Origin of the sequence: Bradyrhizobium sp. NBAIM08 (assembly GCF_020193935.1) — a bacterium.
Classification (GTDB): domain Bacteria; phylum Pseudomonadota; class Alphaproteobacteria; order Rhizobiales; family Xanthobacteraceae; genus Bradyrhizobium; species Bradyrhizobium yuanmingense.
Window position 1 is genome coordinate 1 of record NZ_JADYVR010000008.1, and the last position, 25,188, is coordinate 25,188.

31 protein-coding genes are annotated in these 25,188 nt (G+C 64.9%); 23 read left to right on the top strand and 8 right to left on the bottom strand.

All coding sequences use genetic code 11. The features are described from left to right. The coding region (locus tag I6F37_RS25400) for a GyrI-like domain-containing protein (protein ID WP_225153020.1) at positions 1 to 496 on the top strand (496 nt) is incomplete at its 5' end. A 5-nt stretch (positions 497 to 501) separates the two neighbouring features. Beyond that, positions 502 to 1,206 carry an SIMPL domain-containing protein gene (locus tag I6F37_RS25405; RefSeq protein ID WP_225128100.1) on the top strand — a complete coding sequence of 235 codons (705 nt, stop codon included), beginning with the start codon at positions 502 to 504 and terminating at the stop codon, positions 1,204 to 1,206. A gap of 89 nt (positions 1,207 to 1,295) precedes the next feature. Here I6F37_RS25405 and I6F37_RS25410 read toward each other — a convergent pair whose 3' ends face one another. Both I6F37_RS25410 and I6F37_RS25415 read right to left on the bottom strand, forming a co-directional pair. Then, positions 1,296 to 1,706: a hypothetical protein gene (locus tag I6F37_RS25410; RefSeq protein ID WP_225113772.1), complete on the bottom strand. Its 411-nt coding sequence runs from the start codon at positions 1,704 to 1,706 to the stop codon at positions 1,296 to 1,298. 176 nt (positions 1,707 to 1,882) lie between these two features. After that, on the bottom strand, positions 1,883 to 2,947 hold the full coding sequence (locus I6F37_RS25415) for an MBL fold metallo-hydrolase (protein ID WP_036008880.1): 1,065 nt from the start codon (positions 2,945 to 2,947) through the stop codon (positions 1,883 to 1,885). A gap of 454 nt (positions 2,948 to 3,401) precedes the next feature. Here I6F37_RS25415 and ffh point away from each other — a divergent pair, with 454 nt between their 5' ends. The 7 genes from ffh to I6F37_RS25450 all read left to right on the top strand — a co-directional run bounded on the left by ffh (position 3,402) and on the right by I6F37_RS25450 (position 9,432). Next, positions 3,402 to 4,952 (top strand): signal recognition particle protein, encoded by a 1,551-nt coding sequence (gene ffh / locus I6F37_RS25420; RefSeq protein ID WP_036008883.1) that lies wholly within the window; start codon positions 3,402 to 3,404, stop codon positions 4,950 to 4,952. 100 nt (positions 4,953 to 5,052) lie between these two features. After that, positions 5,053 to 5,385, top strand: coding sequence for a 30S ribosomal protein S16 (rpsP, locus tag I6F37_RS25425; RefSeq protein ID WP_025032875.1), 333 nt, complete (start codon positions 5,053 to 5,055; stop codon positions 5,383 to 5,385). 9 nt (positions 5,386 to 5,394) lie between these two features. Continuing rightward, the gene (gene rimM / locus I6F37_RS25430) at positions 5,395 to 5,952 is read left to right on the top strand and encodes a ribosome maturation factor RimM (protein WP_036008886.1); all 558 of its coding nucleotides are present in this window, start codon (positions 5,395 to 5,397) and stop codon (positions 5,950 to 5,952) included. Positions 5,953 to 6,069: 117 nt separating this feature from the next. After that, complete coding sequence (gene trmD, locus I6F37_RS25435; protein WP_036008892.1) at positions 6,070 to 6,825, top strand: tRNA (guanosine(37)-N1)-methyltransferase TrmD; 756 nt, start codon at positions 6,070 to 6,072, stop codon at positions 6,823 to 6,825. Positions 6,826 to 6,935: 110 nt separating this feature from the next. After that, on the top strand, positions 6,936 to 7,316 hold the full coding sequence (gene rplS / locus I6F37_RS25440) for a 50S ribosomal protein L19 (RefSeq protein WP_036008895.1): 381 nt from the start codon (positions 6,936 to 6,938) through the stop codon (positions 7,314 to 7,316). Between the two features lie 409 nt (positions 7,317 to 7,725). Next, positions 7,726 to 9,132, top strand: a complete 1,407-nt coding sequence (gene leuC / locus I6F37_RS25445) for a 3-isopropylmalate dehydratase large subunit (protein ID WP_036008917.1) — start codon at positions 7,726 to 7,728, stop codon at positions 9,130 to 9,132. 90 nt (positions 9,133 to 9,222) lie between these two features. Then, positions 9,223 to 9,432, top strand: coding sequence for a hypothetical protein (locus I6F37_RS25450; RefSeq protein ID WP_036008898.1), 210 nt, complete (start codon positions 9,223 to 9,225; stop codon positions 9,430 to 9,432). A 161-nt stretch (positions 9,433 to 9,593) separates the two neighbouring features. Here the strand turns inward: I6F37_RS25450 and I6F37_RS25455 are convergent, their stop codons facing one another. After that, positions 9,594 to 10,133: a hypothetical protein gene (locus tag I6F37_RS25455; RefSeq protein ID WP_036040773.1), complete on the bottom strand. Its 540-nt coding sequence runs from the start codon at positions 10,131 to 10,133 to the stop codon at positions 9,594 to 9,596. 474 nt (positions 10,134 to 10,607) lie between these two features. Then, positions 10,608 to 10,883: a hypothetical protein gene (locus I6F37_RS25465; RefSeq protein ID WP_036008907.1), complete on the bottom strand. Its 276-nt coding sequence runs from the start codon at positions 10,881 to 10,883 to the stop codon at positions 10,608 to 10,610. 156 nt (positions 10,884 to 11,039) lie between these two features. Here I6F37_RS25465 and I6F37_RS25470 point away from each other — a divergent pair, with 156 nt between their 5' ends. From I6F37_RS25470 to I6F37_RS25485, 4 genes are all read left to right on the top strand, one after another. Beyond that, on the top strand, positions 11,040 to 11,438 hold the full coding sequence (locus I6F37_RS25470; RefSeq protein ID WP_036008911.1) for a metallopeptidase family protein: 399 nt from the start codon (positions 11,040 to 11,042) through the stop codon (positions 11,436 to 11,438). Between the two features lie 170 nt (positions 11,439 to 11,608). Further along, complete coding sequence (leuD, locus tag I6F37_RS25475) at positions 11,609 to 12,214, top strand: 3-isopropylmalate dehydratase small subunit (protein WP_027573022.1); 606 nt, start codon at positions 11,609 to 11,611, stop codon at positions 12,212 to 12,214. A gap of 79 nt (positions 12,215 to 12,293) precedes the next feature. Continuing rightward, the gene (locus I6F37_RS25480) at positions 12,294 to 13,079 is read left to right on the top strand and encodes a hypothetical protein (RefSeq protein ID WP_225153022.1); all 786 of its coding nucleotides are present in this window, start codon (positions 12,294 to 12,296) and stop codon (positions 13,077 to 13,079) included. Between the two features lie 237 nt (positions 13,080 to 13,316). Next, positions 13,317 to 13,736, top strand: a complete 420-nt coding sequence (locus tag I6F37_RS25485) for a hypothetical protein (protein ID WP_036008979.1) — start codon at positions 13,317 to 13,319, stop codon at positions 13,734 to 13,736. 9 nt (positions 13,737 to 13,745) lie between these two features. Here the strand turns inward: I6F37_RS25485 and I6F37_RS25490 are convergent, their stop codons facing one another. Both I6F37_RS25490 and I6F37_RS25495 read right to left on the bottom strand, forming a co-directional pair. After that, positions 13,746 to 14,519, bottom strand: coding sequence for an N-acyl homoserine lactonase family protein (locus I6F37_RS25490; protein WP_081494558.1), 774 nt, complete (start codon positions 14,517 to 14,519; stop codon positions 13,746 to 13,748). An 11-nt stretch (positions 14,520 to 14,530) separates the two neighbouring features. Beyond that, entirely contained in the window at positions 14,531 to 15,424 is an 894-nt protein-coding gene (locus I6F37_RS25495) for an AraC family transcriptional regulator (RefSeq protein ID WP_036008929.1), read from the bottom strand. Positions 15,425 to 15,618: 194 nt separating this feature from the next. Between I6F37_RS25495 and I6F37_RS25500 the strand changes: the two genes are divergently transcribed. Next, positions 15,619 to 16,374 (top strand): SDR family NAD(P)-dependent oxidoreductase, encoded by a 756-nt coding sequence (locus I6F37_RS25500; protein ID WP_036008930.1) that lies wholly within the window; start codon positions 15,619 to 15,621, stop codon positions 16,372 to 16,374. Positions 16,375 to 16,425: 51 nt separating this feature from the next. Here the strand turns inward: I6F37_RS25500 and I6F37_RS25505 are convergent, their stop codons facing one another. Further along, a complete protein-coding gene (locus I6F37_RS25505; RefSeq protein ID WP_141697564.1) occupies positions 16,426 to 16,614 on the bottom strand; it encodes a hypothetical protein in 189 nt (62 codons plus the stop codon). A gap of 78 nt (positions 16,615 to 16,692) precedes the next feature. Between I6F37_RS25505 and I6F37_RS25510 the strand changes: the two genes are divergently transcribed. Next, positions 16,693 to 17,565, top strand: a complete 873-nt coding sequence (locus tag I6F37_RS25510) for a Crp/Fnr family transcriptional regulator (protein WP_225144079.1) — start codon at positions 16,693 to 16,695, stop codon at positions 17,563 to 17,565. Between the two features lie 41 nt (positions 17,566 to 17,606). Here the strand turns inward: I6F37_RS25510 and I6F37_RS25515 are convergent, their stop codons facing one another. Next, entirely contained in the window at positions 17,607 to 18,488 is an 882-nt protein-coding gene (locus I6F37_RS25515; protein ID WP_225153024.1) for a CoA ester lyase, read from the bottom strand. Between the two features lie 101 nt (positions 18,489 to 18,589). Here I6F37_RS25515 and I6F37_RS25520 point away from each other — a divergent pair, with 101 nt between their 5' ends. The 8 genes from I6F37_RS25520 (at position 18,590) to ybeY (ending at position 25,188) form a co-directional block, all read left to right on the top strand. Then, a complete protein-coding gene (locus I6F37_RS25520; RefSeq protein WP_036008941.1) occupies positions 18,590 to 19,231 on the top strand; it encodes a carbonic anhydrase in 642 nt (213 codons plus the stop codon). 337 nt (positions 19,232 to 19,568) lie between these two features. Beyond that, entirely contained in the window at positions 19,569 to 20,264 is a 696-nt protein-coding gene (gene tsaB / locus I6F37_RS25525) for a tRNA (adenosine(37)-N6)-threonylcarbamoyltransferase complex dimerization subunit type 1 TsaB (RefSeq protein WP_225113780.1), read from the top strand. After that, entirely contained in the window at positions 20,261 to 20,746 is a 486-nt protein-coding gene (gene rimI / locus I6F37_RS25530; protein WP_225153026.1) for a ribosomal protein S18-alanine N-acetyltransferase, read from the top strand. Before tsaB ends, rimI begins: the two co-directional genes overlap by 4 nt. 39 nt (positions 20,747 to 20,785) lie before the next feature. Continuing rightward, the gene (locus I6F37_RS25535) at positions 20,786 to 21,241 is read left to right on the top strand and encodes a Fur family transcriptional regulator (RefSeq protein ID WP_036024527.1); all 456 of its coding nucleotides are present in this window, start codon (positions 20,786 to 20,788) and stop codon (positions 21,239 to 21,241) included. 53 nt (positions 21,242 to 21,294) lie between these two features. Continuing rightward, positions 21,295 to 21,975, top strand: coding sequence for an HAD family hydrolase (locus I6F37_RS25540; protein WP_036024524.1), 681 nt, complete (start codon positions 21,295 to 21,297; stop codon positions 21,973 to 21,975). Between the two features lie 189 nt (positions 21,976 to 22,164). After that, a complete protein-coding gene (gene miaB / locus I6F37_RS25545) occupies positions 22,165 to 23,559 on the top strand; it encodes a tRNA (N6-isopentenyl adenosine(37)-C2)-methylthiotransferase MiaB (protein ID WP_225128081.1) in 1,395 nt (464 codons plus the stop codon). Between the two features lie 64 nt (positions 23,560 to 23,623). Continuing rightward, positions 23,624 to 24,619, top strand: coding sequence for a PhoH family protein (locus tag I6F37_RS25550; RefSeq protein WP_036008958.1), 996 nt, complete (start codon positions 23,624 to 23,626; stop codon positions 24,617 to 24,619). 59 nt (positions 24,620 to 24,678) lie between these two features. After that, a complete protein-coding gene (ybeY, locus tag I6F37_RS25555; protein ID WP_225153028.1) occupies positions 24,679 to 25,188 on the top strand; it encodes an rRNA maturation RNase YbeY in 510 nt (169 codons plus the stop codon).

The window sequence follows — 25,188 nt, forward strand, 5'->3', positions numbered from 1 at the left end:
GGCCGCCGCCGCGACCCCCGCCCCGGTTCAGACCGCCGATCCCTTCGGCCTCGAGACCACGCTCGAGCCGAAGAAGGTCGTGATGGTCAAGGGCACCGCCAATTGGGACTCCGCCTTCGACACGCTGATCGACGCCTTCAAGGCGTTGACCACGCTGCTCGACAAGCAGGGCATCAAGCCATCGGGCAATTCGATGATCGTCTACACCTCGACGGACGATACCGGCTTCACCTTCCTTGCCCAAATCCCGGTCGATCAGGACCCGAAGAACCTGTCCAAGGACATGAGCATCGGCAAATCGCCTGAAGGAAAGGCGCTGAAATTCGTCCATCGCGGCTCCTACGACAACATGGACAACACCTATGAGGCGATCACCAACCACCTCGACGACAAGAGGCTGGAAGCCAAGGACACCTTCATCGAGGAGTACCTCACCGATCCCCTGAAGACGTCCGAGGACAAGCTCGTGATCAATGTTTACGTGCCACTGAAGTGAGACTGATGAAAAAGCCTGCCCTACTTGCCGCCGTCCTCGCCATCACGCTGCTCGCCGCACCCGCGCGCGCCGAGGATTTTCCCTCCGCAATCTCGGTGAGCGGCGAAGCCTCCGTATCCGCGGCGCCCGATCTCGCGCAAATCGATGCAGGCGTCGCCAACGACGCCAAGACGGCGAAGGAGGCTTCCGATGCCAACAACGCCGCGATGGGCAAGGTGCTGCTGGCGCTGAAGGGCGCAGGCATCGCCGAGAAGGATTACCAGACCTCGCGACTGTCGCTGCAGCCGCAATACGGCCAGAACAAATCCACCGGCGCCTCGCCGGTGGTCGGCTTCCGCGCGAGTAACCGCGTCACCGTCAAGATTCGCGACGTCACCAAAGTGGCCGGCATCATCGACACGCTGGTTGCCGCCGGCGCCAACGACATCGGCAATATCTCGTTCGAGGTGACGCAGGCCTCGAAGCTGCTGGATGGCGCGCGCGAGCAGGCGGTGGCCGATGCGCGGCGCAAGGCGGAGATTTATGCCAAGGCTGCCGGCGTCACGCTGGGCGCGCCGCTCAGCGTCACCGAGGGCGGCGGCCCGGTGCCGCTGTTCAAGGGCCGTATGGCCGAACGGATGGCCGCAGCCCCACAGGCCGCGGTCGCGCCGGGCGAGGAGACGCTGACGGTGACGGTGAATGTGAGCTGGGCGATCAAGCAGGGGCAGTAGCCTCTTTCGTAAGAGGCGCATCGCCGCAATACCAATGGGCCGGCGACCCGATCATACGTCCGGCGGCAGGGGATGGCATTGTTGCCCGATCAATCATTCACGCTGATATCAGTAAAAAGAAACCCCGTCGGCGTCTTGGTAAAGACGAAGATGAGCTCGCCGCAGAAGACGAAGTAACTGTCGTTCTTATAGTCATCGCGATCGTAGACGGCCTTGCCGCGCTGGATACACGCGCGATTTTTCGCCGTGAACGAGGTCCGATAGGTCTTGGCGCCAAATTGCGCGGCGTCGCGAATTGCGTTGTCGTTCATGAACGGCAACCGTGTCATACCGGCGACGGCGGCGGAATCGTTTGCCTTCAGCGCCGCGCGAAACTTCTCGATGAAGCCATCGAATTCCTTCTGCAAGGCAGGAGAAGCGACGGCGTTCCTCGCCTGGGCGGCGGCCGGAGCAAGGTTCACGAGAGCGGTTGCAAGCACAATTCTCAGCAAAAATCCCACAGGCCGGCTCCATCCATCGATTAATAAAGGTCTTCCGACCAAAAGAAATCCATGGTGCTTTGTTGCGTCATGGGCTTTCTGGTTCAACGGCGCAGAACCGCACGCACCTGCCGCAATGGGAGCAAAGCGGACATTGCTTTCGTCGCATCAAGCCGCCGGGTTTATGGATACACGACCTAAATCTCCACCACCTGCCCCGGCAGCATCGCCACGAATCTTTCCTGCGGAATCTTCGCGGCATCCAGCGCCTCGACCAGCGCTGTCGCCGGCGCGTCGATCGCTTCGTCCGTCAGCTGGAACGTGCCGTGGTGATGCCCGAGCGCTTGCTCGGCGCCGCAATCGGCCAGCGCCTTCACCGCATCTTCGGGGTTCATGTGCTGGTCGCGCATGAACCAGCGCGGCTCGTAGGCGCCGATCGGGAGGATCGCCAGGCGCAGCTTGCCGTGCTTCTCGGCGACGCGGCGGAAATGGCGGCCATCGCCGTAGCCGGAATCGCAGACCACGTAGATCTTCCCGGCCGGCGTCTCCAGGACAAAGCTCGCCCACAGCGCCTTGTTGCGGTCGAACAGGCCGCGCGCGGTCCAGTGCCTTGTCGGCACTAAATGCACCGCGACGCCTTCGCCGAGTTCGACGCGATCATGCCAGTCGAACGCCTCCACCTTGATGCCGGGATCCCAGCTGCGCATGGTGACGTCGTTGCCGAGCGGGGTGACCACGCGCGGGGCGAAATTCTTGGTGAGCCGCGACAGCGTCGCGATGTCGAGATGGTCGTAATGGCCGTGCGAGACCAGCACGACGTCGATCTTCGGCAGCTTCTCGAAGGCGATGCCGGGGTCGTTGTGCCGCTTCGGCCCGGCGAAGGCGACCGGTGAGACCCGCTCCGACCAGACCGGATCGACCAGGATGTTGAGGCCGCCGGCCTGGATCAGCCAGCTGGCATGACCGACGAAGGAGAGCCGCACCTTGTCGCCGTCGACGCGCGCCGGCGGGGTGTCGGCGTGTGGGCTGGGCGCCCAATCCGGCCAGGTCGCGCGCTGCCGCTTGCCGCCGAGCTGCCAGCGCAGCACCTCGCGCAGCGATTTCGGCGGCGCCCCGTCCGGATCGAAGAAGGTCAGGCCGTCGAAATGATCGGAGGCGGGGCCGTCATAGGTTTTCATGCTGGACATCCAGAGGGAGGGGACGCCGACCAGCGCACCGGTTCCGGCGAATAGTCCGAAAAGGCGGCGGCGGGTGATCGGCACGGCGGGCTTCTAGGGATGGTTGGAGGGGTAAGACATCACCGCCTATATGGGCGGGGCTGGCGGAAAAGGAACCTGCGACAAAAGGATCACGTTTTCAAAACCTTGCCTTACCAAGGGCGGGCCGACACCCTAACTTTCCTTGACTTTTGAGCGGGAGCGGCGTTTAACCCCGCCACTTTCTCGGAAAGGCTTTCTTTTCGACCCGCCGACCGGCCCCGGGGGCCGGAGGTCAACGCCCGACAGCGCTGTGCGCCCTCGGGCGCAAAGGTGTTTGGAAGATGCTTATCCAGGAAGGTGTCATCGCCCGACTTGATCGGGCGATCCAGTATCCCAGAGGCGGCTCGGCTTGATCTGAGGTGCTGCGGCGTACTGGATGCCCCGCCTTCGCGGGGCATGACAGCGGTGAGTTACGGAGCGCTCTTCCCATCGGGAAGACAGCAACAGGACAACGGCATTGTTCGACAATCTGTCGGAACGGCTTGGTGGCATTCTCGATCGTCTGACGGGGCGCGGTGCGCTGACCGAGAAGGACGTCGACGCCGCGATGCGCGAGGTGCGCCGCGCGCTGCTGGAGGCCGACGTCGCGCTCGAAGTGGTCCGCAGCTTCACCGAGCGCGTCCGCGAGCAGGCGATCGGCGCCACCGTCGTCAAGTCGGTCACGCCCGGCCAGATGGTGGTCAAGATCGTCCATGACGAGCTGGTCAACACGCTGGGCGCCGAAGGCCAGACCATCGACGTCAATTCGGTGCCGCCGGTGCCGATCATGATGGTCGGCCTGCAGGGCTCCGGTAAGACCACCACCACCGCAAAGCTCGCCCGCCGCCTGGTCCAGCGCGACAAGCGCAAGGTGCTGATGGCCTCGCTCGACGTCTACCGCCCGGCGGCGATGGAGCAGCTGGCCGTGCTCGGCCGCGACCTCGACATTCCCACTTTGCCAATCGTTGCCGGCCAGCAGCCGCCGCAGATCGCCAAACGCGCGCTGGAAGCCGGCAAGCTCGGCGGCTACGACATCGTGCTGCTCGACACCGCCGGCCGCACCACGCTGGACGAAGAGATGATGGCGGAGGCGGCCGCGATCAAAGCCGCGGCCAATCCGCATGAAGTGCTGCTGGTTGCGGACTCGCTCACCGGCCAGGACGCCGTGAACCTGGCGCGCTCGTTCGATCAGCGCGTCGGCCTCACCGGCATCGTGCTCACACGCGTTGACGGCGACGGCCGCGGCGGCGCCGCGCTGTCGATGCGCGCCGTCACCGGCAAGCCGATCAAGCTGATCGGCACCGGCGAGAAGACCGACGCGCTGGAAGACTTCCACCCGGATCGTATCGCCGGCCGCATCCTCGGCATGGGCGACGTGGTGTCGCTGGTGGAGCGCGCCGCCGCCAATATCGACGCCGAGAAGGCCGCGCGCACCGCCGAGCGCATGCGCAAGGGTCAGTTCGACCTCAACGACATGCGCGAGCAGCTGCTGCAGATGGCCAATATGGGCGGCATCAGCGGGCTGATGGGCATGATGCCCGGCATCTCCAAGATGAAGAACCAGATCGCGGCGGCCGGCATCGACGACAAGATCCTGAAGCGTCAGGTCGCGATCATCGATTCCATGACGCGCGATGAGCGGCGTCATCCGGACCTCTTGAAGGCCAGCCGCAAGAAGCGCATCGCGGCCGGCAGCGGCCAGAGCGTCGAGCACGTCAACAAGCTGCTGAAGATGCACCGGAACATGGCCGACGTGATGAAGGCCATGGGCTCGGGCAAGCGCGGCCCGCTCGCCGGCATCGCGCAGGCGATGGGCTTCGGCGGCGGCATGAAGATGCCCTCGCCCGAAGAGATGAAGGCGCTGCAGGAGAAGATGCAAGGCGCGGGCGGCGGACAAGGCCTGCCGAATCTGCCGAAGGATCTGCCGCCTGGTCTTCGCTCGGGCCTACCGAATTTGCCGGGACTTACGGGTCTCAGCGGCAAGCCGACCCTTCCGGGTCTGGGCGGCTTTCCCGGCAAGAAGAAATGAGGAATTCGTCGCACGGGATCATCAGCATCTCGCGCGGCGCGGAAATACCAATCCACCGAACAAAACGTACTTTGCAAACCACACTTTCAAGGAGAACTGAATGTCCGTCGTTATCCGTCTCGCCCGTGCAGGCACCAAGAAGCGTCCCGTCTATCACGTCGTCGTCGCCGATTCGCGCTTTCCGCGCGATGGCCGCTTCATCGAGCGTCTCGGCCATTTCAATCCGCTGCTGCCGAAGGACAACGAGACCCGCCTCAAGCTCGACATGGACAAGGTGAAGGCCTGGCTCGCTAAGGGCGCGCAGCCGTCGGATCGCGTCGCGCGTTTCCTCGATGCCGCCGGCGTCAAGAAGCGCGAAGCGCGCAACAACCCTGAGAAGGCCGTGCCGCGCAAGGAGCGCAAGGCGCAGGCCGAAGCCGCCGCCAAGGCGTAAGGCCGGATCATGTCGGCGCTGGTCTGCGTCGCGCGGATCGGCGCCGCGCATGGTGTGCGCGGTGCGGTCAAGCTGTGGACCTTCACCGAGGATCCCTTTGCCGTCCGCCGCTACGGTCCGCTGTCGACCAAGGACGGCAGGCGCCAGTTCGAAATCGCGCAGGTGCGCGAGGCCAAAGATCATCTGGTCGCGACATTCAAGGGTGTCGTGACCCGCGATGAGGCCGAGCGCCTCAACGGCATCGAGCTCTACGTCGCGCGCGAAAAACTGCCCGCGACGGACGAGGACGAATATTACCACACCGATCTGATCGGGCTCGCCGCCGTCACAACTGATGGCGATGCGCTCGGCCGCGTGCTCGCGATCCATAATTTCGGCGCCGGCGACATCATCGAGATCGCGCCGCTCAAGGGCCCGACGATGCTGCTGCCGTTCTCCAACGCGGTGGTGCCGGAAGTCGACCTCAAAGGCGGCCGCGTCGTGATCGCGTTGCCGCAGGAGATCGAGGGGGAGGATCGTGACGAAGCTTCTTCCGCTAGTCGTCCCGGCGAAGGCCGGGACCCATAACCACAGGCCGGAATTTTTCGCTAAGCTGATCGCTCCAGCCATCGCAAAACGGGCTGCGGTGGTTATGGGTCCCGGGCTCGCGCTTTGCGCGCCCCGGGACGACGAGACTAGGATGCAATGACCAATCCCTCACCCTGGCGCGCGACGGTGCTGACGCTGTTTCCGGAGATGTTTCCGGGGCCGCTCGGCGTGAGCCTCGCCGGCCGGGCGCTCGCGTCCGGGCTCTGGCAGATCGAGGCTCGCGACATCCGGGCGTCCGCGACCGACCGCCACCGCAGCGTCGACGACACCCCGGCCGGCGGCGGGCCGGGCATGGTGCTTCGGGCGGACGTTCTGGCCGCGGCGATCGATGCTGCCGAGATCGGGCAAGACCCGACAAAAGCGCGGCCGCGCCTGCTGATGAGCCCCCGGGGTCGGCCACTGACCCAGGCGCGCGTCACCGAGCTCGCCGAGGGCCCCGGCCCCCTGATCGTCTGCGGGCGGTTCGAGGGGGTGGACCAGCGGGTGATCGACGCGCGCGGCCTGGAAGAGGTCTCGATCGGCGATTACGTGCTCTCCGGGGGCGAAATCGCAGCTTTAGCCCTGATCGACGCCTGCGTCCGGCTGCTGCCGGGGGTGATGGGCAAGGAAGCCTCCGGAACCGAGGAAAGCTTTTCGGACGGCCTGCTGGAGTACCCCCAATACACCCGCCCGCAGCTGTTCGAGGGGGTTCCGATCCCTGCTGTCCTCACCTCCGGCGACCACGCCAAGGTGGCCGCCTGGCGGCGGGTCGAATCCGAGGCCCTGACGGCCGCTCGGCGCCCGGATTTGTGGGAAAAGGCCGCGAATCGGGGGAGCGGCCAAAAAACGCCAAAAACCAAGACAGACGGGTGACAAACGCTCCGGCTTGCCTTATAGGAGCGGCCAAATCCGCAATGGCTGGATAGACGAATTTTGCGCAGCCCCCCGTTTCCAGGGCTGGGCGCGCCGATGGAGATTTACCCATGAACCTGATCAAGCAGCTCGAGCAGGAGCAATTCGACAAGCTGTCGGCCGGCAAGGACATCCCGGAATTCGCCCCCGGCGACACCGTGATCGTCAACGTGAAGGTCGTCGAAGGCGACCGCACCCGCGTGCAGGCCTATGAGGGCGTCTGCATCGGCCGTTCCGGCGGTGGCCTCAACGAGAGCTTCACCGTGCGCAAGATCTCCTATGGCGAGGGCGTCGAGCGCGTGTTCCCGCTGCTCTCCCCGATGATCGACTCGATCAAGGTGGTGCGCCGCGGCAAGGTGCGTCGCGCCAAGCTCTATTATCTCCGCAATCTTCGCGGCAAGTCGGCCCGCATCGTCGAGAAGCAGGACCGCGCTGCTGCCGTCGGCGAGTAAGCTTTCGCCACCAGGCAGGTCTTTCGAAAGCGCGGGGCTCGGCTCCGCGCTTTTTTGTTGTCCCCGCCGTCATTGCGAGGAGCCCTTGCGACGAAGCAATCCAGACTGTGGCCGCGGATGCATTTCTGGATTGCTTCGCTCCGCTCGCAATGACGAGCTGAAGCTCTCGCGCTTTAGCTTCCGCGTGCTATATAGCTTCTAGAATGTTTCCAGATCTGACCAGCTTCGCCCCCATCCAGCGCATCGTCATCGACGATCGCTCGCGGCTGCCTGGCCGGTTCTTCGGACGCTTCGCGACCTCGGCAACGTCAGAGCTTAGCCGCGCAGCCTAAAAGCTGCGCTGACGATTTTGTTGCCCGCGCGCTCTGCCGCGCTCATCGCTGACACACATTCTTCGGAGCTCAAGCTCATGTCCAAGCCGACCACCCTGTACGACAAGATCTGGAACGACCATCTGGTGCACGAAGCCGAGGACGGCACCTGCCTGCTCTATATCGACCGCCATCTGGTGCACGAAGTGACCTCGCCGCAGGCGTTCGAAGGCCTGCGCGCCACGGGGCGCAAGGTCCATGCGCCCGAGAAGACGCTCGCCGTCGTCGACCACAACGTGCCGACCACCGACCGCACCAAGCCGAATCCCGACCCTGAAAGCATCGAGCAGATCAAGGCGCTGGCCGAAAACGCCAAGGAGTTCGGCATCGAATATTACAACGAGTTCGACAAGCGCCAGGGCATCGTCCACGTCATCGGCCCCGAGCAGGGCTTTACGCTGCCCGGCACCACCATCGTCTGCGGTGACAGCCACACCTCGACGCATGGCGCGTTCGGCGCGCTCGCCCACGGCATCGGCACGTCCGAGGTCGAGCACGTGCTGGCGACGCAGACGCTGATCCAGAAGAAGGCGAAGAACATGCGCGTCACCGTCGACGGCCAATTGCCTGATGGCGTGACGGGCAAGGACATCATCCTGGCCATCATCGGAGAGATCGGCACCGCCGGCGGCACCGGCTACGTGCTGGAATATGCCGGCGAAGCGATCCGTGCGCTCTCGATGGAAGGCCGCATGACGGTCTGCAACATGTCGATCGAAGGCGGCGCGCGCGCTGGCCTCGTTGCGCCCGACCAGAAGGCGTTCGACTTCCTGCGTGATCGTCCGAAGGCTCCGAAGGGCGCGGCCTGGGACGCGGCGATGCGCTACTGGGAGAAGTTGCGTTCCGATGACGGCGCGCATTTCGACCACGAGCTGCGCCTCGATGCCGCAAAGCTGCCGCCGATCGTGACTTGGGGCACCTCGCCTGAAGACGTGATTTCTGTCACCGGTATCGTGCCCGATCCCGACATGATCGCGGATGAGGCCAAGCGCATCTCCAAGCATCGCGCGCTGAAATATATGGGCCTGACGGCGGGCACGAAGATCACCGACATCAAGCTCGACCGCGTCTTCATCGGCTCCTGCACCAACGGCCGCATCGAGGACCTGCGGGCCGCGGCGAAGATCGCCGAAGGCAAGACCGTGTCGGCGAACGTCAATGCCATGGTCGTGCCGGGCTCCGGCATCGTGAAGGAGCAAGCCGAAGCCGAGGGTCTCGACAAGATCTTCATCAAGGCCGGCTTTGAATGGCGCGAGCCGGGCTGCTCGATGTGCCTTGCGATGAACCCGGACAAGCTGAAGCCGGAAGAGCGCTGCGCCTCGACCTCAAACCGCAATTTCGAAGGCCGCCAGGGTTTCAAGGGTCGCACCCATCTGGTGTCGCCGGCGATGGCGGCAGCGGCGGCGATCGCGGGCCACTTCGTCGACGTCAGGGACTGGCGCTAAGCTGGTCCCTGCAATTGTAGCAATCGCGGCAAAGCGTCGTTAATCGACGGCGCCGACGATGTCCTCGCGACGGTTTCGCGAGGACACGTCATGGCCAACAAGCCGGAATATGTCGATCTCATCAGCGAGGCCACGCGCCAGCACCGGCGACGCGCGCCGCCGTTGCGCATCGTCGCCAAGCCGGAGGTCGAGGAGATCTCCAAGCTCAGCCGCTGGCCACCGGCGATGTTCAAGCAATGGAAGCTGGAGAACCTGATGCGGTGGAAGGCTTCGTCGTGGAAGCTGAAGGATTGGCTGTAATCAAGTTCTCCGTCATGCCCGGGCTCGTCCCGGGCATCCACGAACTCTCTGCACAAGCCCCAAGAACGTGGATGGCCGGGACATAGGCGAGCGGAAGCGACGCCGTCCTTCGGACGGCTATGCCCGGCCATGACGAATGCAGAGCCAGCAATTCACTCACGTCACCAATAGCGGTACGGATAGTGCCACCGCGGCCAGTGGCAGACGCGGCGCGGGCCGTAATAGGTCCAGATGATCCGGCAGCGGCGCGGATAAGAGTAGGAAGGATAGTAGCCGCCGACATAATAGGGCCGGTAGAAGTGACGATGCCGGAAATGGGGGCGGTGATGGCCCCAGTGCCGGTGGACCCCGCCATATCCGCCGTGGCGAAAGCCGCCATGGCGATGGATGCCGACATGTCTGTGGTGAAAGGCCGGCGCGGCGCGGAAGCCACCGCCGTGGAAACCGCGGCCGATATGCCCGCCGCCGCCGCGAAAACCGCCGCCGTGAAAATGCCCGCCGCCATGTCCGCCGTGCCCGCCACGGCGAACCTGCGTGACGAGATCGTCGGTCGCGGCCTTCGTCATCGGCGACGTCGCCGGATTGATCAAGGTGAGCGCTTCAGCGCGGCGCACGCTGCCGGCCGACAGCATCAGCGTCGCGGCGGCCGCAAGCCCGAGCAAGCGCACCGAGCCGACCCGGCGGCCCAACATCCTCAGCATGGAATCCTCCCTGAATCCGGACGGCAGAGCTGCGACGTCTCCGCCGCGCCATTGCCGTTCAATTGCGGTCGCTCCCGGGATCAAGTTGCGGACAGCGATGTGAACGCGCCATGAATGAACAAGGCGCGGCGCCGCGATGCGACCCCATGCCTCGCGTGATCGCAAAGCCGGCCGCCAAAGCGGCGCCTTACCAGAAGGGGCCGTAGGTGAACACAAACGGTGCCGGCACGCCGTAGGGATAGGGACGATAGTAGACAGGCCGCGCGTAGTAGCGCGGATCGCGGCGTATGGCAGGCCGTGCGATGTCATAGGTTCGCGCGTGTCGTCGCACATCGAAAACCGCGATTCCCGCCGATGCCTCCGGGACCGTCGCCCTTGGCGCGGCGGATGCGCGAGGCAGCCCAGTGGCCAGCGCGACGGCAAAGGCCCATGCGATCCATCTCGCCATCACACCCTCACGAGGTCGCCGCGAAGTCAGCCCCGACGCCAGTAGCAGCTCACGCGCGGCACGATCACCGTGCCGCTCGGCCGGTACTCCTGCACATAGGTGGCGTTGCAGACCCGGACCGCGTCGGGGCCGGGATTGTAGCGGGGATAGACGCCGTCCGGGCTATAATAAGGCGTGATGCGCAGGCGCGGCCGCTTGCGCGGCGGGGGGACATCGTCCGGCGAGACCAGTTGGGCCATCCGGATTTCGGAACTGGCGGCCTGCGCCTCGGCGCCGACGCAAAACTGCGAAAACAACCCCATGCACAGTAGAGTCAGCGCTGTTTTCGTTCGCATTTTTCCGCCCACCCTGAACCGTCCCGTTGACGACCCACGCTCCCCGTTTTTGCGGCGCCCGTCAACCTCGCCGCGCTTATAAAGCCAGATGCATCAGCGGGAAACCCGCGCTAAGAGGTGCTCATGTGGACGGAATTGAAAGCCCCTTCGCTGGCCGAAATGGAAGCGATGGCTCACGACGTGTTCGAGCGCCTGCCGGCGGAATTTCGCAAGCTTTGCGCGGGCGTGATCGTCCGCGTCGACGACTTCCCGACCGAGGAGGTCCTGGACGAGATGGAATGCGAGAGCGAGTTCGACCTGCTCGGCCTGTTCCAGGGCGTCGGCCTGCCCCAGCAGAGCTTTGGCGACGTGGCACGGCTGCCCAACATGGTCTGGCTCTACCGCCGCCCGATCCTGGATTATTGGGCCGAGCACGACGAAAGCCTCGGCCACATCGTCCGCCATGTCCTGATCCACGAGATCGGCCACCATTTTGGTCTGTCGGACGATGATATGGCCGCGATTGAGGCTAAGGCGGAGTAGGACGCTCTCGGTCCACCTCTCCCCACCGGGGAGAGGTGAAATCCCGATGCCGCGCCAGTTCGGCTTCAAACCCCCTACGGCAGACTAGCCCTGCCGAATTCGGCCTAGGATTTCCGGCCCGATCGCGATAAATAGCCGGTTCCCTGAACCACGTGCGGGAAAGCGCAACCATGGACAAGTTCACCACGCTGGAAGGCGTCGCGGCGCCGCTGAAGATCATCAATGTCGACACCGACATGATCATTCCGAAGCAGTACCTCAAGACCATCAAGCGCACCGGCCTTGGCAAGGGGCTCTTCTCCGAGCAGCGCTACAAGGACGACGGCAGCGAGAATCCGGATTTCGTGCTCAACCAGCCCGCCTATCGCAACGCGAAGGTGCTGGTCGCCGGCGACAATTTCGGCTGCGGCTCGAGCCGCGAGCACGCGCCCTGGGCGCTGCTCGACTTCGGCATCCGCTGCGTGATCTCGACCTCGTTCGGCGACATCTTCTACAACAATTGCTTCAAGAACGGCATTCTGCCCATCCGCGTGTCGCAGGAAGACCTCGACAAGCTGTTCGATGACGCCGAGCGCGGCGCCAATGCGACGCTGACGATCGACCTGCCGAACCAGGAGATCCGCGGCCCCGACGGCGGCAAGGTCAAGTTCGAGATCGACCCGTTCCGCAAGCACTGCCTGATCAACGGCCTCGACGACATCGGCCTCACCATGGAGAAGAAGGCCTCGATCGACTCCTATGAGGACAAGCTCAAGCGCGAACGCGCCTGGGCCTGATCGCAAGTTTTTGTTGAGCCCCGGTGCCGCAAGCGCCGGGGCTTTTTCTTTGTTCTGATTATCCCTTATGACTTCCCGCATGCTGCCCGAGATCGTCACCTTCTGGCATGGCCCGATGGATGCGCTGCGCCAGACCTGTCTGCGCTCGCAACTGGCTGCCGGGCACAAGGTCACGGTCTACAGCTTCGACACTATTCCCGGATTGCCGGCCGGCGTCGCGAATGCCGAGGCCGAGGCGATCCTGCCGCATGCGTTCTCCGAACGCCTGCGCCCGCCGCAGCCGGACGGCAGCTGGCGCGACTGGACCATTCTGCAGTTCAGCGACTTCTTCCGCATGAAGCTGATGGCGAAGGGCCTCGGCCTCTGGCTGGATGCCGACGTGCTGCTGTTGAGGCCGGTCGAGATCGATCCGGCCAAACCGTACTTCGCCTGGGAGCGGCCGCGCCAGCTCGGCAATTCCGTGCTCTATCTGCCGCCCGCGCACGGCATCGTGCGCGCGTTCGAACAGCTGATGGAGCAGGAGGAGCTGACGCCGAACTGGCTGTCCGTGCGCCATCGCATCACCTTCATGATGCGCCGCCTGCGCGGCGGCTCGAACCGGCTCGCCGATATTCGCGTCGCGATCTACGGGCCCGCGGCGCTCACCGCGCTCGCGCGCCGTGCCGGCGAGCTGCAGAACGCATTGCCGAAGCAATCGTTCTACGCCGTGCATGCCGAGCCAAAGCTGTTCTTCGATCCCTCGAGCTATCTTGGCCTGGTCACCGACCCCGCCATCATCGGCCTGCACATCTCGCCGAAGGGACGCGGCGGCGAGAAGCCGATTCCCGGCAGCCTGTATGCCTGGGCGGCGGAGAGATTCAGGTAGCTGCTGCGCAGGAGGTGCGCTCCCTCTCCCGCTTGCGGGAGAGGGTCGGGGAGAGGGTCTCTCTGCAATGGGACAATCCCCCAGAGGAAAGAGCCCTCACCCGCGCCTTCGGCGCGACCTCTCCCGCAAGCGGGAGAGGTTGGCAACCCCGCTCTTTCCTGTTTGATCCAGCGCAACGCGCTTCTGCATCATTGTGCTTATCTCGCTCCAATTCCGACCGTCCGAATGGAGCTTTCCATGAGCACCGCAACCAGGCCCTACCCCATCGTCCAGGATCTCATCGAGTCCTTCGCGAACTGGGTGAAGCACCGCCGCGAGATCAACGAAATGCGGCAGCTCGACCGCGCCGATTTCGACCGGATCGCCAATGATCTCAGGATCGCGCCGGACGATCTGGAGGAGCTGGTCCGTCATGGCCGGCACGCCGCCGACGAGCTGCCGAAGATGCTCGAACAGCTCGGCATCAGCAGTGAGGCGCTCGGCCGCGCGCAGCCGCTGCTGCTCCGCGACCTCGAGCGGGTCTGCTCGCTCTGCAATCACAAGGGACAGTGCGACCGCGATCTCACTGAGGGCACCGCCGCGGAGAATTACCACGGCTATTGCGCCAACGCCTCGACCCTGGAGACGCTCGAGCGTGCCGACCTCGTGCCACGGTGAGGCATTGCGCTACTCGATCCATTTCGGCGCGTAAGCCATTCCTTGGCTTTGCGCCGTATCGTGATTGATCCAGATTTCGGCGTTCTCGACGCGTAGCAGCTCGACCACCTTGGCCATCGACGCAACCGTCGCCTGCGGGTCGGCATTGAACGACGGCACGCGCATGTGCCGGAGGTTCTCCCGGTTGTGCGCGACGTCACCGCTCAGCAGCACGGCGCCGCGCCGCGGCAGCTTCACCAGCAGCGAGCAATGCCCGGGAGTATGGCCGGGCGTGAAGATCATGCGCACCGCGCCGTCGCCAAATAGGTCGTGGTCGCCATCGACAATCTCGAAAGGCCGCTCCTGCAACGCCTCGTAGTGCGGCAGTGAGTAGCCGAACTCGTCGGGGTCAGGTCCGAACATGGCTTCGAACTCGGCCCGTTGAGCGATCCATCTTGCGTTTTCGAACAGGTCGACATTTCCGATATGATCGAAATGCGCGTGAGAGAGGAGGATGGTGCCGATATCGCGGGGCCGCACCCCGATTTCATCCAATTGGTCCGCGAGAGGCCGGCGCACGATGCCGCGTATGCCGTGTGCGATGATCCGTCCTTCCGGATGCTTCGCCAGCTCATCCGCTATTCCCGTATCCCAGATCAGCCACTCGCCGCGGTGACGAATGAGATAGGCATTGCAGCTCAATGTCATGGGAATGCCGACATTGATGCCGGGAGAATAGATCGAACCGTCTTCGACCTCAGCAATGCCTCCGTCGAGGATGTAGATCCTGTCGATCGTCGCCATGTGAGAACTCTTCAAGCCGCCGATTCGACGCGCCGCTTCGCCTCGCGCATGTCGCGCCCAGGCGGCATGCCGAACAATCGGCAATATTCCCGCGTGAACTGCGTGACGCTTTCGTAGCCGACCCGATGAGAGGCGGTCGCGATGCTCGCGCCATCGGCCAGCATGGTGCGGCGCGCCTCGATCAGACGCAACTGCTTCTGGAACTGAAGCGGGGTCAGCGACGTGATGCTGCGAAAGTGCAGGTGAAAGGCCGAGTGGCTCATCCCCGCGGCCTTGGCGAGCCGGTCGACACGCAAAGGTTTGGCATAGTCGGCGCGAATGATCGCAACCGCACGGCCGATCCGCTGCGCATGGCTGTCGGCCATACCGAGCGCCCTGATGGCACCACCGTGCCGACCGACCAACAGCCAATAATGCAGCTCCCGCAGCACTTGGCTCTGGAGAATTGAGGCGGACGAGGGCCGATCGATCAGGCGCAACAACCGCAGCGCCGCATCGCTCACATCCCGCTCCGCTGGCTCGACCCGAAGCGGCTGCGACGGAACATAAGGCGCGGCCCCCATCTCGACGACCAGCCCCTCGATGACGATGGGATCGAGCTCGACGACGAGCGACAAATAGGGCACCGCGGCTGTGGCGCGCGTGATCTGGCTGACCGTCGGCACGTCGCTCGAGATCACCAGCGAATCGCCCGCACCCAGGTCGAACGACGTGGCGCCGACCGCAACACGCTTGGCACCTTGCAGCACCAAAGCGACCAGCGGCTTGGAGATCGCAAATTGGAGCGCGCTCGGCGCGGTCTCACGAATGATCGAGATGCCGGCGAAAGGCGTGGACGCAAGGCCTTTGCCGTCGGCGTGAGCTGCGGCGTAACGGCTGGCGATCTGGAGCAGCGTTTCGGTCACGGGCCCAATCTAGGCCGCGCCATGCATGCGGGCAATTGCCGAGGGGCGATCGGGCAAGAAGACGGGAGTTTCAGGCAAGGCTGCCGCCGGCCGCATTCCTGGAGGATTGGGCAAGACGATCACAGGATCCGGCAACATCGGATGCTCGATCACAGGCAGAAAGGCCCCACCGAAACTTCACGAGGAAGCCTCAAATGCCCACCATTTCGCTCGTCACCGGCGCCAGCCGGGGCCTTGGCCGCAATACCGCAATCGCCATCGCGCGTCACGGCGGCGACGTCATCGTGACCTATCGCAGCGGCGCCGCCGCCGCCCGCGAGGTCGTCACCGAGATCGAGGCGCTCGGCCGAAAAGCGGTCGCGCTCCAGCTCGACGTCACCTCCGTATCGACCTTTCCGGCGTTCGCCGCAAAAGTCGCGTCGGCGCTGGCGGAGCATTGGCACGCCGACAAGTTCGATCATCTCGTCAACAATGCCGGCCAGGGCGAAATGGCCGCCATAGCCGAGACGACGGAGCAGCAGTTCGACGCACTCTTCGACACCCATGTCAAAGGGCCGTTCTTTCTGACGCAGGCCTTGCTGCCGCTGCTTGGCGACAATGGCCGGATCGTCAACTTCTCGAGCGGGCTGACGCGCGTGTCTTTCCCCGGCTTCTCGGCCTATGCCGCCGCCAAGGGCGCCATCGAGGTTCTGACCGTCTACATGGCAAAAGAATTCGGCGAACGCGGCATCACCGCCAACGTCGTAGCGCCGGGCGCGATCGAGACCGACTTCCTCGGCGGCGCCGTCCGCGACGTGCCGGATTTGAACAAGCAGTTCGCGCAAATGACCGCGCTTGGCCGCGTCGGTGTGCCCGACGACATCGGGCCGATGGTCGCGAGCCTGCTCGGTCCGGAGAATCGCTGGGTTACGGCCCAGCGCATCGAGGTGTCCGGCGGCCAGACGATCTGAGTGCGGCGGCATTGGCGCACTCCGTCGCGAGGCGACGGAGTGTGCGAGCCCTCAGCCCTTCCGCATCACCGCGATCGCATCCGCGATTTCGTCACCGCTACCGTCACCGAGAAAGACCCGACCATCTGCCGGACCGCTGATGGCAGCGTACAGCAGAGCTTTCGCTTGTGCGCATCGTCGGATGGCAACGGGCGTAAATAGTATGACTGTTTGCGCGGCGAGGATGCGGGGAAAGCTCACCGCAAATATCCGTGCTTGATCTCGATTATTAGCTCTGTTTGGATCGCTGCCGTTCCGCAATTCGCATTTCGGATAATCATGGCGAATGAAACAGATGATTCCCGTCGTTCGTTGGGTGCTCGTTCAACAGAGGACACCGTGACTGCCCACCGCAAGGGCATCGGGAATCGGCTATTGGCGGCGCTGCCGCCGGCGGATCTCGCTTTGCTGACGCCCCACTTCCAGAAGGTCTCGTTCGAACCCGATGCCGTCCTGGTGCGATCGGGCGACGAACTCGACCCTGTCTATTTTCCCCATAGCGGCGCGATCGCCTTCATGCTCGATATGCCGGACGGGCAAACGGTCGCGACCAGCTTGATGGGACGCGAAGGCGCTTTGGCCTCGTTCTCCGTGCTCGGCCCCTCGCCTTCATCCGTGACCGCGATTGCTCGCACAGCCGGCACTGCATCGGTGATTTCCGCCGCCAAATTTCGCGCTGCCCATGTGCAAAGCGCAGCGATCAGGAATGTCGTGCAGGTCCACGCCCGCGCCGTGTTGCTGCAGCTCCAGCATGTCGCCGCTTGCAACGCGCTGCACCGGGTGGATGGCCGCATGGCGCGGTGGCTCCTGCAGCTTCACGACCGCGTTCCCGAGGACCTGCTTCCGGTGACGCAGGAGGCGCTGGCGCAACTGGTTGGGGTCCGGCGGACGACGGTGACTTTGACGATGAGCAAGCTACGCGAGGCCGGCGCCATCCCGTCCGAGCGGCGCGGGTTTGTCGAGATCCATCGGTCGCGGCTCGAGAGGATCGCATGCGATTGCTATGCGCTCATGCAGCGCACGATCGATCGAATGTATTGCCAGGAATTGGCGGCGCCCCAGCCTGCCGATGCGCGATTCCGGCAAAGCGCCATCGCCGCCTCCCACGGAGCAGGCGGTGAATTCAAAGCCGTTTCGCGGGCGGGACGATAGAGTGCAAAACCTGCGGCGCGTGGAGAAGTGGATCTCGCGCCTCAGCCCTTCCCCATCGCAGCGATCGCGTCCGCAATCGCGATCGTGCGCCGGGCCATGTCGGCGTGCAGGCGTTCCACCATCGCACCATCCAGGCGGATCGCGCCGCGCGAGGCGTTCTCCGGCAGTTCGAACGCCGCGATGATCTTTCGCGCGCGGGCGACTTCCTCCTCCGGCGGGGTGAAGATGGCGTTGCAAGCGTCGATCTGGGAGGGGTGGATCAGCGTCTTGCCGTCGAAGCCGAGGTCGCGGCCTTGCGCGCATTCGGTGGCGAAACCGTCGGAATTTGCGATGTCGCTGTAGGGGCCGTCGAGGATCTCGAGGCCGTGCGCGCGGCTCGCCAGGATGCAATGGGTGATCATCGGGATCATCGCGGCGCGGCCCGGCAGCATCCGGATCCGCGTCTCGCGCGAGATGTCGTTCGGGCCGAACACGAAGCCCGAGAGACGGCGCGAAGGATCGCGGCCGGCGGCGGCCAGTTCCTCGGCATGCAGCACGGCGCGCGCGGTCTCGATCATGGCCCAGACTTTGACGGTCGGCGCGGCGCCGAGCTCGGCCAGCTTGCGGCCGATGGCGTCGAGATCCTCGACGCTTGAAACTTTTGGAACCAGGATGCCGTCCGGCGAGGCCTTGGCGGCCATGGCGGCGTCATCTGGCCACCAGGGCGTATCGAGGCCGTTGGTCCGGATCAGGACCTCGCGCCTGCCAAAACCCTTGGCGGCGATCGCCGCCGCAATGCCGTCGCGCGCCGCCCCCTTGGCCTCCGGGGCGACGGAATCCTCGAGATCGAGGATCAGGCCGTCGGCGGCGAGATTGCGCGCCTTTTCCAGCGCGCGCGGGTTGGAGCCGGGCATGAACAGATGGCTGCGGCGCGGGCGGGTCATGCTGGCGTTCCTTCCTGGTCTGTCGTCCCCCAGGCGATAGCATTTGGCCTGCCCATTCGAAAGGCTTGTCGGCCTTGGCGGTATGTGATTAGGCATGGGCCATGACGACATTCCCGACGCACTTGCTGGAAGGCTACAAGGCCTTCGCCACCCAGCGGCTGCCGACCGAGCAGAACCGCTATCGTGAGCTCTCGGTCAAAGGGCAGTCGCCTGAGACCATGGTGATCGGCTGCTGCGACTCCCGGGTCTCCCCCGAGGTGATCTTCGACGCGGGGCCGGGCGAGCTCTTCGTCGTCCGCAACATCGCCAATCTGGTGCCGACTTATCAGCCTGACGAAGGCGCGCACGGCGTCTCGGCAGCGCTGGAGTTTGCGGTGACAGTGCTGAAGGTGAAGCACATCGTGGTGCTCGGCCACGCCCAATGCGGCGGCATCCGTGCCTTCATCGACAAGATCGAGCCGCTCACGCCCGGCGATTTCATCGGCCGCTGGATGCAGATGTTCATCAAGCCGGGCGAGGTTGTGGAGCAGCGCGAGCACGAGACCATGGCGCAATTCGTCGAGCGCATCGAGAAGGCCGCCGTGTTCCGCAGCCTGGAAAACCTGATGACCTTCCCGTTCGTCCGCAAGGCCGTGGAGAGCGGCCGGATGCAGACCCACGGCGCCTATTTCGGCGTGGCGGAGGGATCGCTGTTCGTGCTGGACAAGGCGACCAAGGAATTCAGGAACGCACGCGAGGGATAATCCTGCCCACCCAGCGAAATGCGGGGCTATCGCATATGATTTGTGGCAGCGGCCTGCGCGCACGCCTCGTCCTTCGAGACGGCGCTTACGCGCCTCCTCAGGATGAGGCTAATCAGCGTCAGTGCTCCTTGAAACTGTTGCCGCGCACTCCGCCCTCATCCTGAGGAGCCCGCCCAAGCGGGCGTCTCGATGGATGGCCGCAGGGAAAAACTCTCAAAGCGATAGCCCTCCTTGCGCAATAGGGCATATCGGAAGTGCAAATCCTGCCTGACGAATGGCGGACAGGCGCCTGGTTCGCTAGAGTGTTCTCCATTCGCCACTCGCCATTTGCTCCATCATGCTGATCCTTGCCATCGATACTGCGCTCGAAGCCTGCGCGGCCGCCGTTCTCGACACCGACGCCGGCGAGCTCCTCGCACGGGAATCGCAGCTGATGAAGCGCGGCCATGCCGAGGCGCTGATGCCGATGATCGCGCGCGTGATGCAATCGGCCGGCCTTTCCTTCACCTCGCTCGACCGCATCGCCGTCACGGTCGGGCCCGGCAGCTTCACCGGCCTGCGCGTCGGCATCTCGGCGGCGCGGGGCCTTGCGCTTGCGGCGAAACGGCCGGCGGTCGGGCTGACGACGCTGTCGGCCTATGCCGCTGGGGTCGTCGCCAAGAGCGGAACGGTGCCGGTGATCTCTGCGATCGATGCGCGGCACGATCACGTCTATTTCCAGATCGTCGCCGGCGATGGCAGCCAGCTGGTGCGGCCGGCTGTCGCCTCCATCGACGCGGCGATCGCGGCCTCGCAATTCGGCGCGCCGCATCTGGTCGGCAATGCCGCCGGGATCCTCGCAGGTCGCTGGCCGAAGGACGGACCGCAACCCATCGCGGTCGACGCGCAGCCCGCGCCCGACATCAGTTGGGTCGCCTGGCTCGGCGCGGCGGCCAATCCCGACACCACACCAGCGCGGCCGTTCTATCTGAAAGCGCCCGACGCCAAGCCGGCGGCATCGACGCCGCTCGCAGCACAAGCCGCGACCTCATGATGGGATGGCTGTCGGAGTGGTGGCGCGGCGGCACCGCCGCCGTCGAGCCCGCGACCATGCGCGATGCCGCGCGCCTCGCGCAGCTGCACGGCGCCTCCTTCGCGCACGGCTGGGGCGAAGGCGAGTTCGAGAGCATGATGAGCGAGCGCAACACGCTGGTGCATCGCTTGCGGCTCGGCCGCAAGACGATCGGCTTTGCGGTGTCGCGGATCGGCGCGGACGAAGCGGAGATTCTCTCGATCGCGGTGGACGGGGCTTATCGCGGCCGCGGCCTCTCCCGCACGCTGCTGATGACCCATCTCGGCCACCTCGCCGGGCGCGGCGTACGCACCATATTTCTGGAAGTGGAGGAGAACAACCGGCCGGCGCGGCGGCTTTACGATCGAGCCGGATTCGTGGTGGTCGGACGCCGCGATCGCTACTATAAGCAGCCCAACGGGGAACAATTGAACGCCCTTCTGATGCGGCGTGACTTGTCGTAACATCGGTGGCAGAAAGCGCCCGCCCAGGCAGACAACGCTATGACCACACTGAAACATTCTTCTGCGTCCAAGACATCCGAGATCGAGGCGCGCTGCGCCGCAACGGGCATGCGCATGACCGAGCAGCGCCGCGTCATCGCCCGCGTGCTGGCCGAAGCGATCGATCATCCCGATGTCGAGGAACTGTACCGGCGCTGCGTTGCGGTCGACGACAAGATCTCGATCTCGACGGTCTATCGCACCGTGAAACTGTTCGAGGACGCCGGCATCATCGAACGCCACGATTTCCGCGAGGGCCGCGCGCGTTACGAGCAGATGCGCGACAGCCATCACGACCACCTCATCAATCTGCGCGACGGCAAGGTGATCGAGTTCACCTCCGAGGAGATCGAGAAGCTGCAGGCCGAGATCGCCCGCAAGCTCGGCTATCGCCTGGTCGATCACCGGCTCGAGCTCTATTGCGTCCCGCTCGACGACGACAAGCCGACGTCTTGATTGGGCATGACCTGGTCGGAAAACCGCTTCACACTTTTCCGGGTCATGCCTTAATGCCCATCGATCTCATCATCTTCGATTGCGACGGCGTGCTAGTGGACAGCGAGGTGATCTCCTGTCGCGCGCATGCAGACGTGCTGACGAAGCACGGCTATCCGATCACGTCGGAGCAGGTGCTGGTCCGATTTCTCGGCGTGTCCGAGAAAGACGCGCGGCGGATGGTCGAACAGGAGATCGGCCGCAGTCTTCCCGACGATCTGGAGCAGCAGATCAATGCGGCCACGCTGCAATCCTACGCCAGCGATCTGCAGCCGATCATCCATGTCGCGGCAGCAATCGCCGCGATCGACCTGCCCAAATGCGTTGCGTCGAGCGGCACGCCGGACAAGATCCACCACGGCTTGACCTGCGCCGGGCTCTACGACCTGCTCGCCCCGAACATCTTTTCCGCCAACCAAGTCGCGCGCGGCAAGCCCGCGCCCGATTTGTTCCTCTTCGCCGCGGCGCAGATGAAGGTCCCACCCGAGCGGTGTCTCGTGATCGAGGACAGCGTCCCCGGGGTCACAGGCGCGCACGCCGCCGGGATGACCGTGCTCGGCTTTCATGGCGGCGGCCACTGCCCGCCGGGCCACGCCGAACGGTTGCGCGCCGCAGGCGCCAACCTGACATTCGACGATATGCGGCAATTGCCGGAACTGGTCCGGCGGGTTGAGGCGGACGCTCTGGCGGGCTGATTTTCGCCCAGACCGTTATTCCGGGGCACGCGTGGGCGCGTGAACCCGGAATCTCGCAGCAAAACTCTGGATTCCGGGTTCGCAACTGCGTCGCGCCCCGGAATGACGGGCGGAAATGGCTCCATTCGCTGGATTTTCGGCCCTGCAGCCTATATCTGAGGGCCGTCCTCCAGCTCCATTTCGGGTTCCATGACGCCGCCGCGCAAGCTGCACATCAAATCATATGGCTGCCAGATGAACGTCTACGATGCCCAGCGCATGGTGGACACGCTGGCCCCGGAAGGATTCGTGGAGACGGCGAGCGCGGAGGATGCCGACCTCGTCATCCTCAACACCTGCCATATCCGCGAGAAGGCCTCGGAGAAGGTCTATTCCGAGCTCGGCCGGCTACGCGTCGCCAAGGACGAGGCCGCGCGTGCAGGCCGCGCGATGCAGATCGCGGTGGCGGGCTGCGTGGCGCAGGCCGAGGGCGAGGAGATCGTGCGGCGCGCGCCTGTCGTCGACGTCGTGGTGGGCCCGCAGAGCTATCATCATCTGCCGGAGCTGTTGAAGCGCGCCGAGGGCGAAGGCCGCGCGATCGAGACCGAATTTCCCGCCGCCGACAAGTTCGGCTTCCTGGCCCAGCCGAAGCCGGACGCGATCCGCGCGCGTGGCATTTCCGCCTTCGTCACGGTGCAGGAAGGCTGCGACAAGTTCTGCACCTTCTGCGTCGTGCCCTATACGCGCGGCGCAGAGGTGTCGCGCCCCGTCGCGAAGATCGTCGAGGACGTGAAGCGGCTCGCTGACAACGGCGTGCGCGAGCTCACGCTGATCGGGCAGAACGTCAACGCCTATCACGGCGACGGACCGGACGGAAAAACCTGGCCGCTCGGCCGGCTGCTCGAACATCTGGCGGCGATTCCCGGCATCGCGCGGCTGCGCTATTCGACCAGCCACCCCCGCGATGTCGACGACAGCCTGATCGCGGCCCATCGCGACCTCGGTGCCCTGATGCCGTTCGTGCACCTGCCGGTGCAGTCGGGCTCGGACCGCATTTTGGCGGCCATGAACCGCAAACATACCGCCGATGATTACCGGCGGGTCATCGACCGTTTTCGTACCGCACGCCAAGACATTGCTTTTTCATCGGATTTCATCGTCGGCTTCCCCGGCGAGAGCGAGCAAGATTTTCTCGCCACCCTCGCGCTTGTCACGCAAATCGGCTACGCTGCGGCCTATTCGTTCAAATACTCCGCCCGGCCGGGAACGCCGGCCGCGGATATGCAGGAGACGGTGTCCCCCGCCGAGATGGACCAGCGATTGGAGCGGCTCCAGGAACTGATCGACAGCCAGCAATCGGCCTTCAACAAGGCCGCGATTGGCTCAACGGTCGACGTGCTGTTCGAGCGTCCGGCGCGCAAGGAGGGCCAGATCGTGGGCCGCACCGCCTACCTCCAGCCCGCCCACGTAATGGCCGCGCCCGACATCATTGGACAGATCCTGCCTGTCAGAATCGACAGCCTCGAGCGCTACAGTTTTCTCGGCGAGCTCGTGATGCCGCGCAAGGCGCGCGAGCCCGCTTTATCGCAAGCCAGTGGAGCCTGAACCCTTGCCCAAAAGCGCATCGGATTCGTCTTCGTTCGCTCCCAGCCGCAAATTTGACCGCGACATGCAAGTTCCGCCCGAGACCCAGGTCGTCATCGACTTCGACGACAACCGCGCCGCTTCCGCGCTGGTCGGCCCCTACGGCCAGCACCTGGCGCAGATCGAGCGGCGGCTCGGCGTCATCGTCGATTCCAAGGGCAACCACATCACGATCGGCGGCACCCGCGACGGCTGCGACGCTGCGCGCCGCGTGCTGGAGATGCTCTACGCGCAGGCCGCGAAGGGGCACGATCTCGACCAGGGCGAGGTCGAGGGCGCGATCCGCGCCGTGATCGCGCAGGGCTCGCTGTTCGAGTTCGACGCCAAATCGGCCAAATCGACCTTCGACAGCATCAACTTGCGCAAGCGTCCGGTGCGGGCGCGCACCGCCGCACAGGATTCCTACATCCGCGCGCTGAAACGGCACGAACTGGTGTTCGGCATCGGCCCCGCCGGCACCGGCAAGACCTGGCTCGCCGTCGCGCATGCCGCGCAGCTGTTCGAGCGCAAGGAGGTCGACAAGATCATCCTGTCGCGCCCGGCGGTGGAAGCCGGCGAGCGGCTCGGCTTTCTGCCCGGCGATCTCCGCGAGAAGGTCGATCCTTATCTGCGGCCGATCTACGATGCGCTCTACGACCTCATGGATGCGCGCATCGTCGAGCGCGCGCTGCAGACCGGCGAGATCGAGATCGCGCCGCTCGCCTTCATGCGCGGCCGCACGCTGACCAACGCCGCCATCATCCTGGACGAGGCCCAGAACACCACGTCGATGCAGATGAAGATGTTCCTGACGCGTCTCGGCGAGAACAGCCGCATGATCGTGACGGGCGATCCCTCCCAGATCGACCTGCCGAACGGCCAGACCTCGGGCCTGGCCGAGGCGACCCGCCTCCTGAGCGGCGTCGAGGGCATCGCCCAGGTTCATTTCAAGGCGGAGGACGTGATCCGCCACGAGCTCGTGGCGCGGATCGTCGCCGCCTATGAAGGGCCGCCGCAGCGGCCGGCCACCGGTCAATCCTGACGAGGCAACACCGGACCAAACAGGGCGCGAGCACGGCACCCTTCGTCCGAGACAACACAATGTCCCATTCCAACCTTCCCATGACCGAGGTCCTCGTCGTCGCCGATTGCTGGCAGCGCGAGCCCGATTCTGAAGCCGTGATCCAGCGCGCACTGGCGGCGGCCGCCGAGAGCGTCGACGAGGACGTTGCCGACGCCGAAGTGGCCGTGATGCTGACCGATGATGCCGGCATCCGCACGCTCAACAGCAACTGGCGCGGCATCGACAAGCCGACCAACGTGCTGTCGTTCCCGGCGCTGCAGCCGGAGGGCGCGTGGAAGCCGGGCGATGCCCCGCGCATGCTCGGCGATATCGCGATCGCCTATGAGACCATGCGGCGCGAGGCGGACGAGGAACACAAGCCGTTCGAGCATCATCTGAGCCATCTCGCCGTGCACGGCTTCCTGCACCTGATCGGCTACGATCACGAGAACGACGACGACGCCGAGGAGATGGAAGCGCTCGAAACCGAGATCCTCGCCCATCTCGGCATCCCCGATCCCTATGCCGACCGCCCGGGGACGCACTGA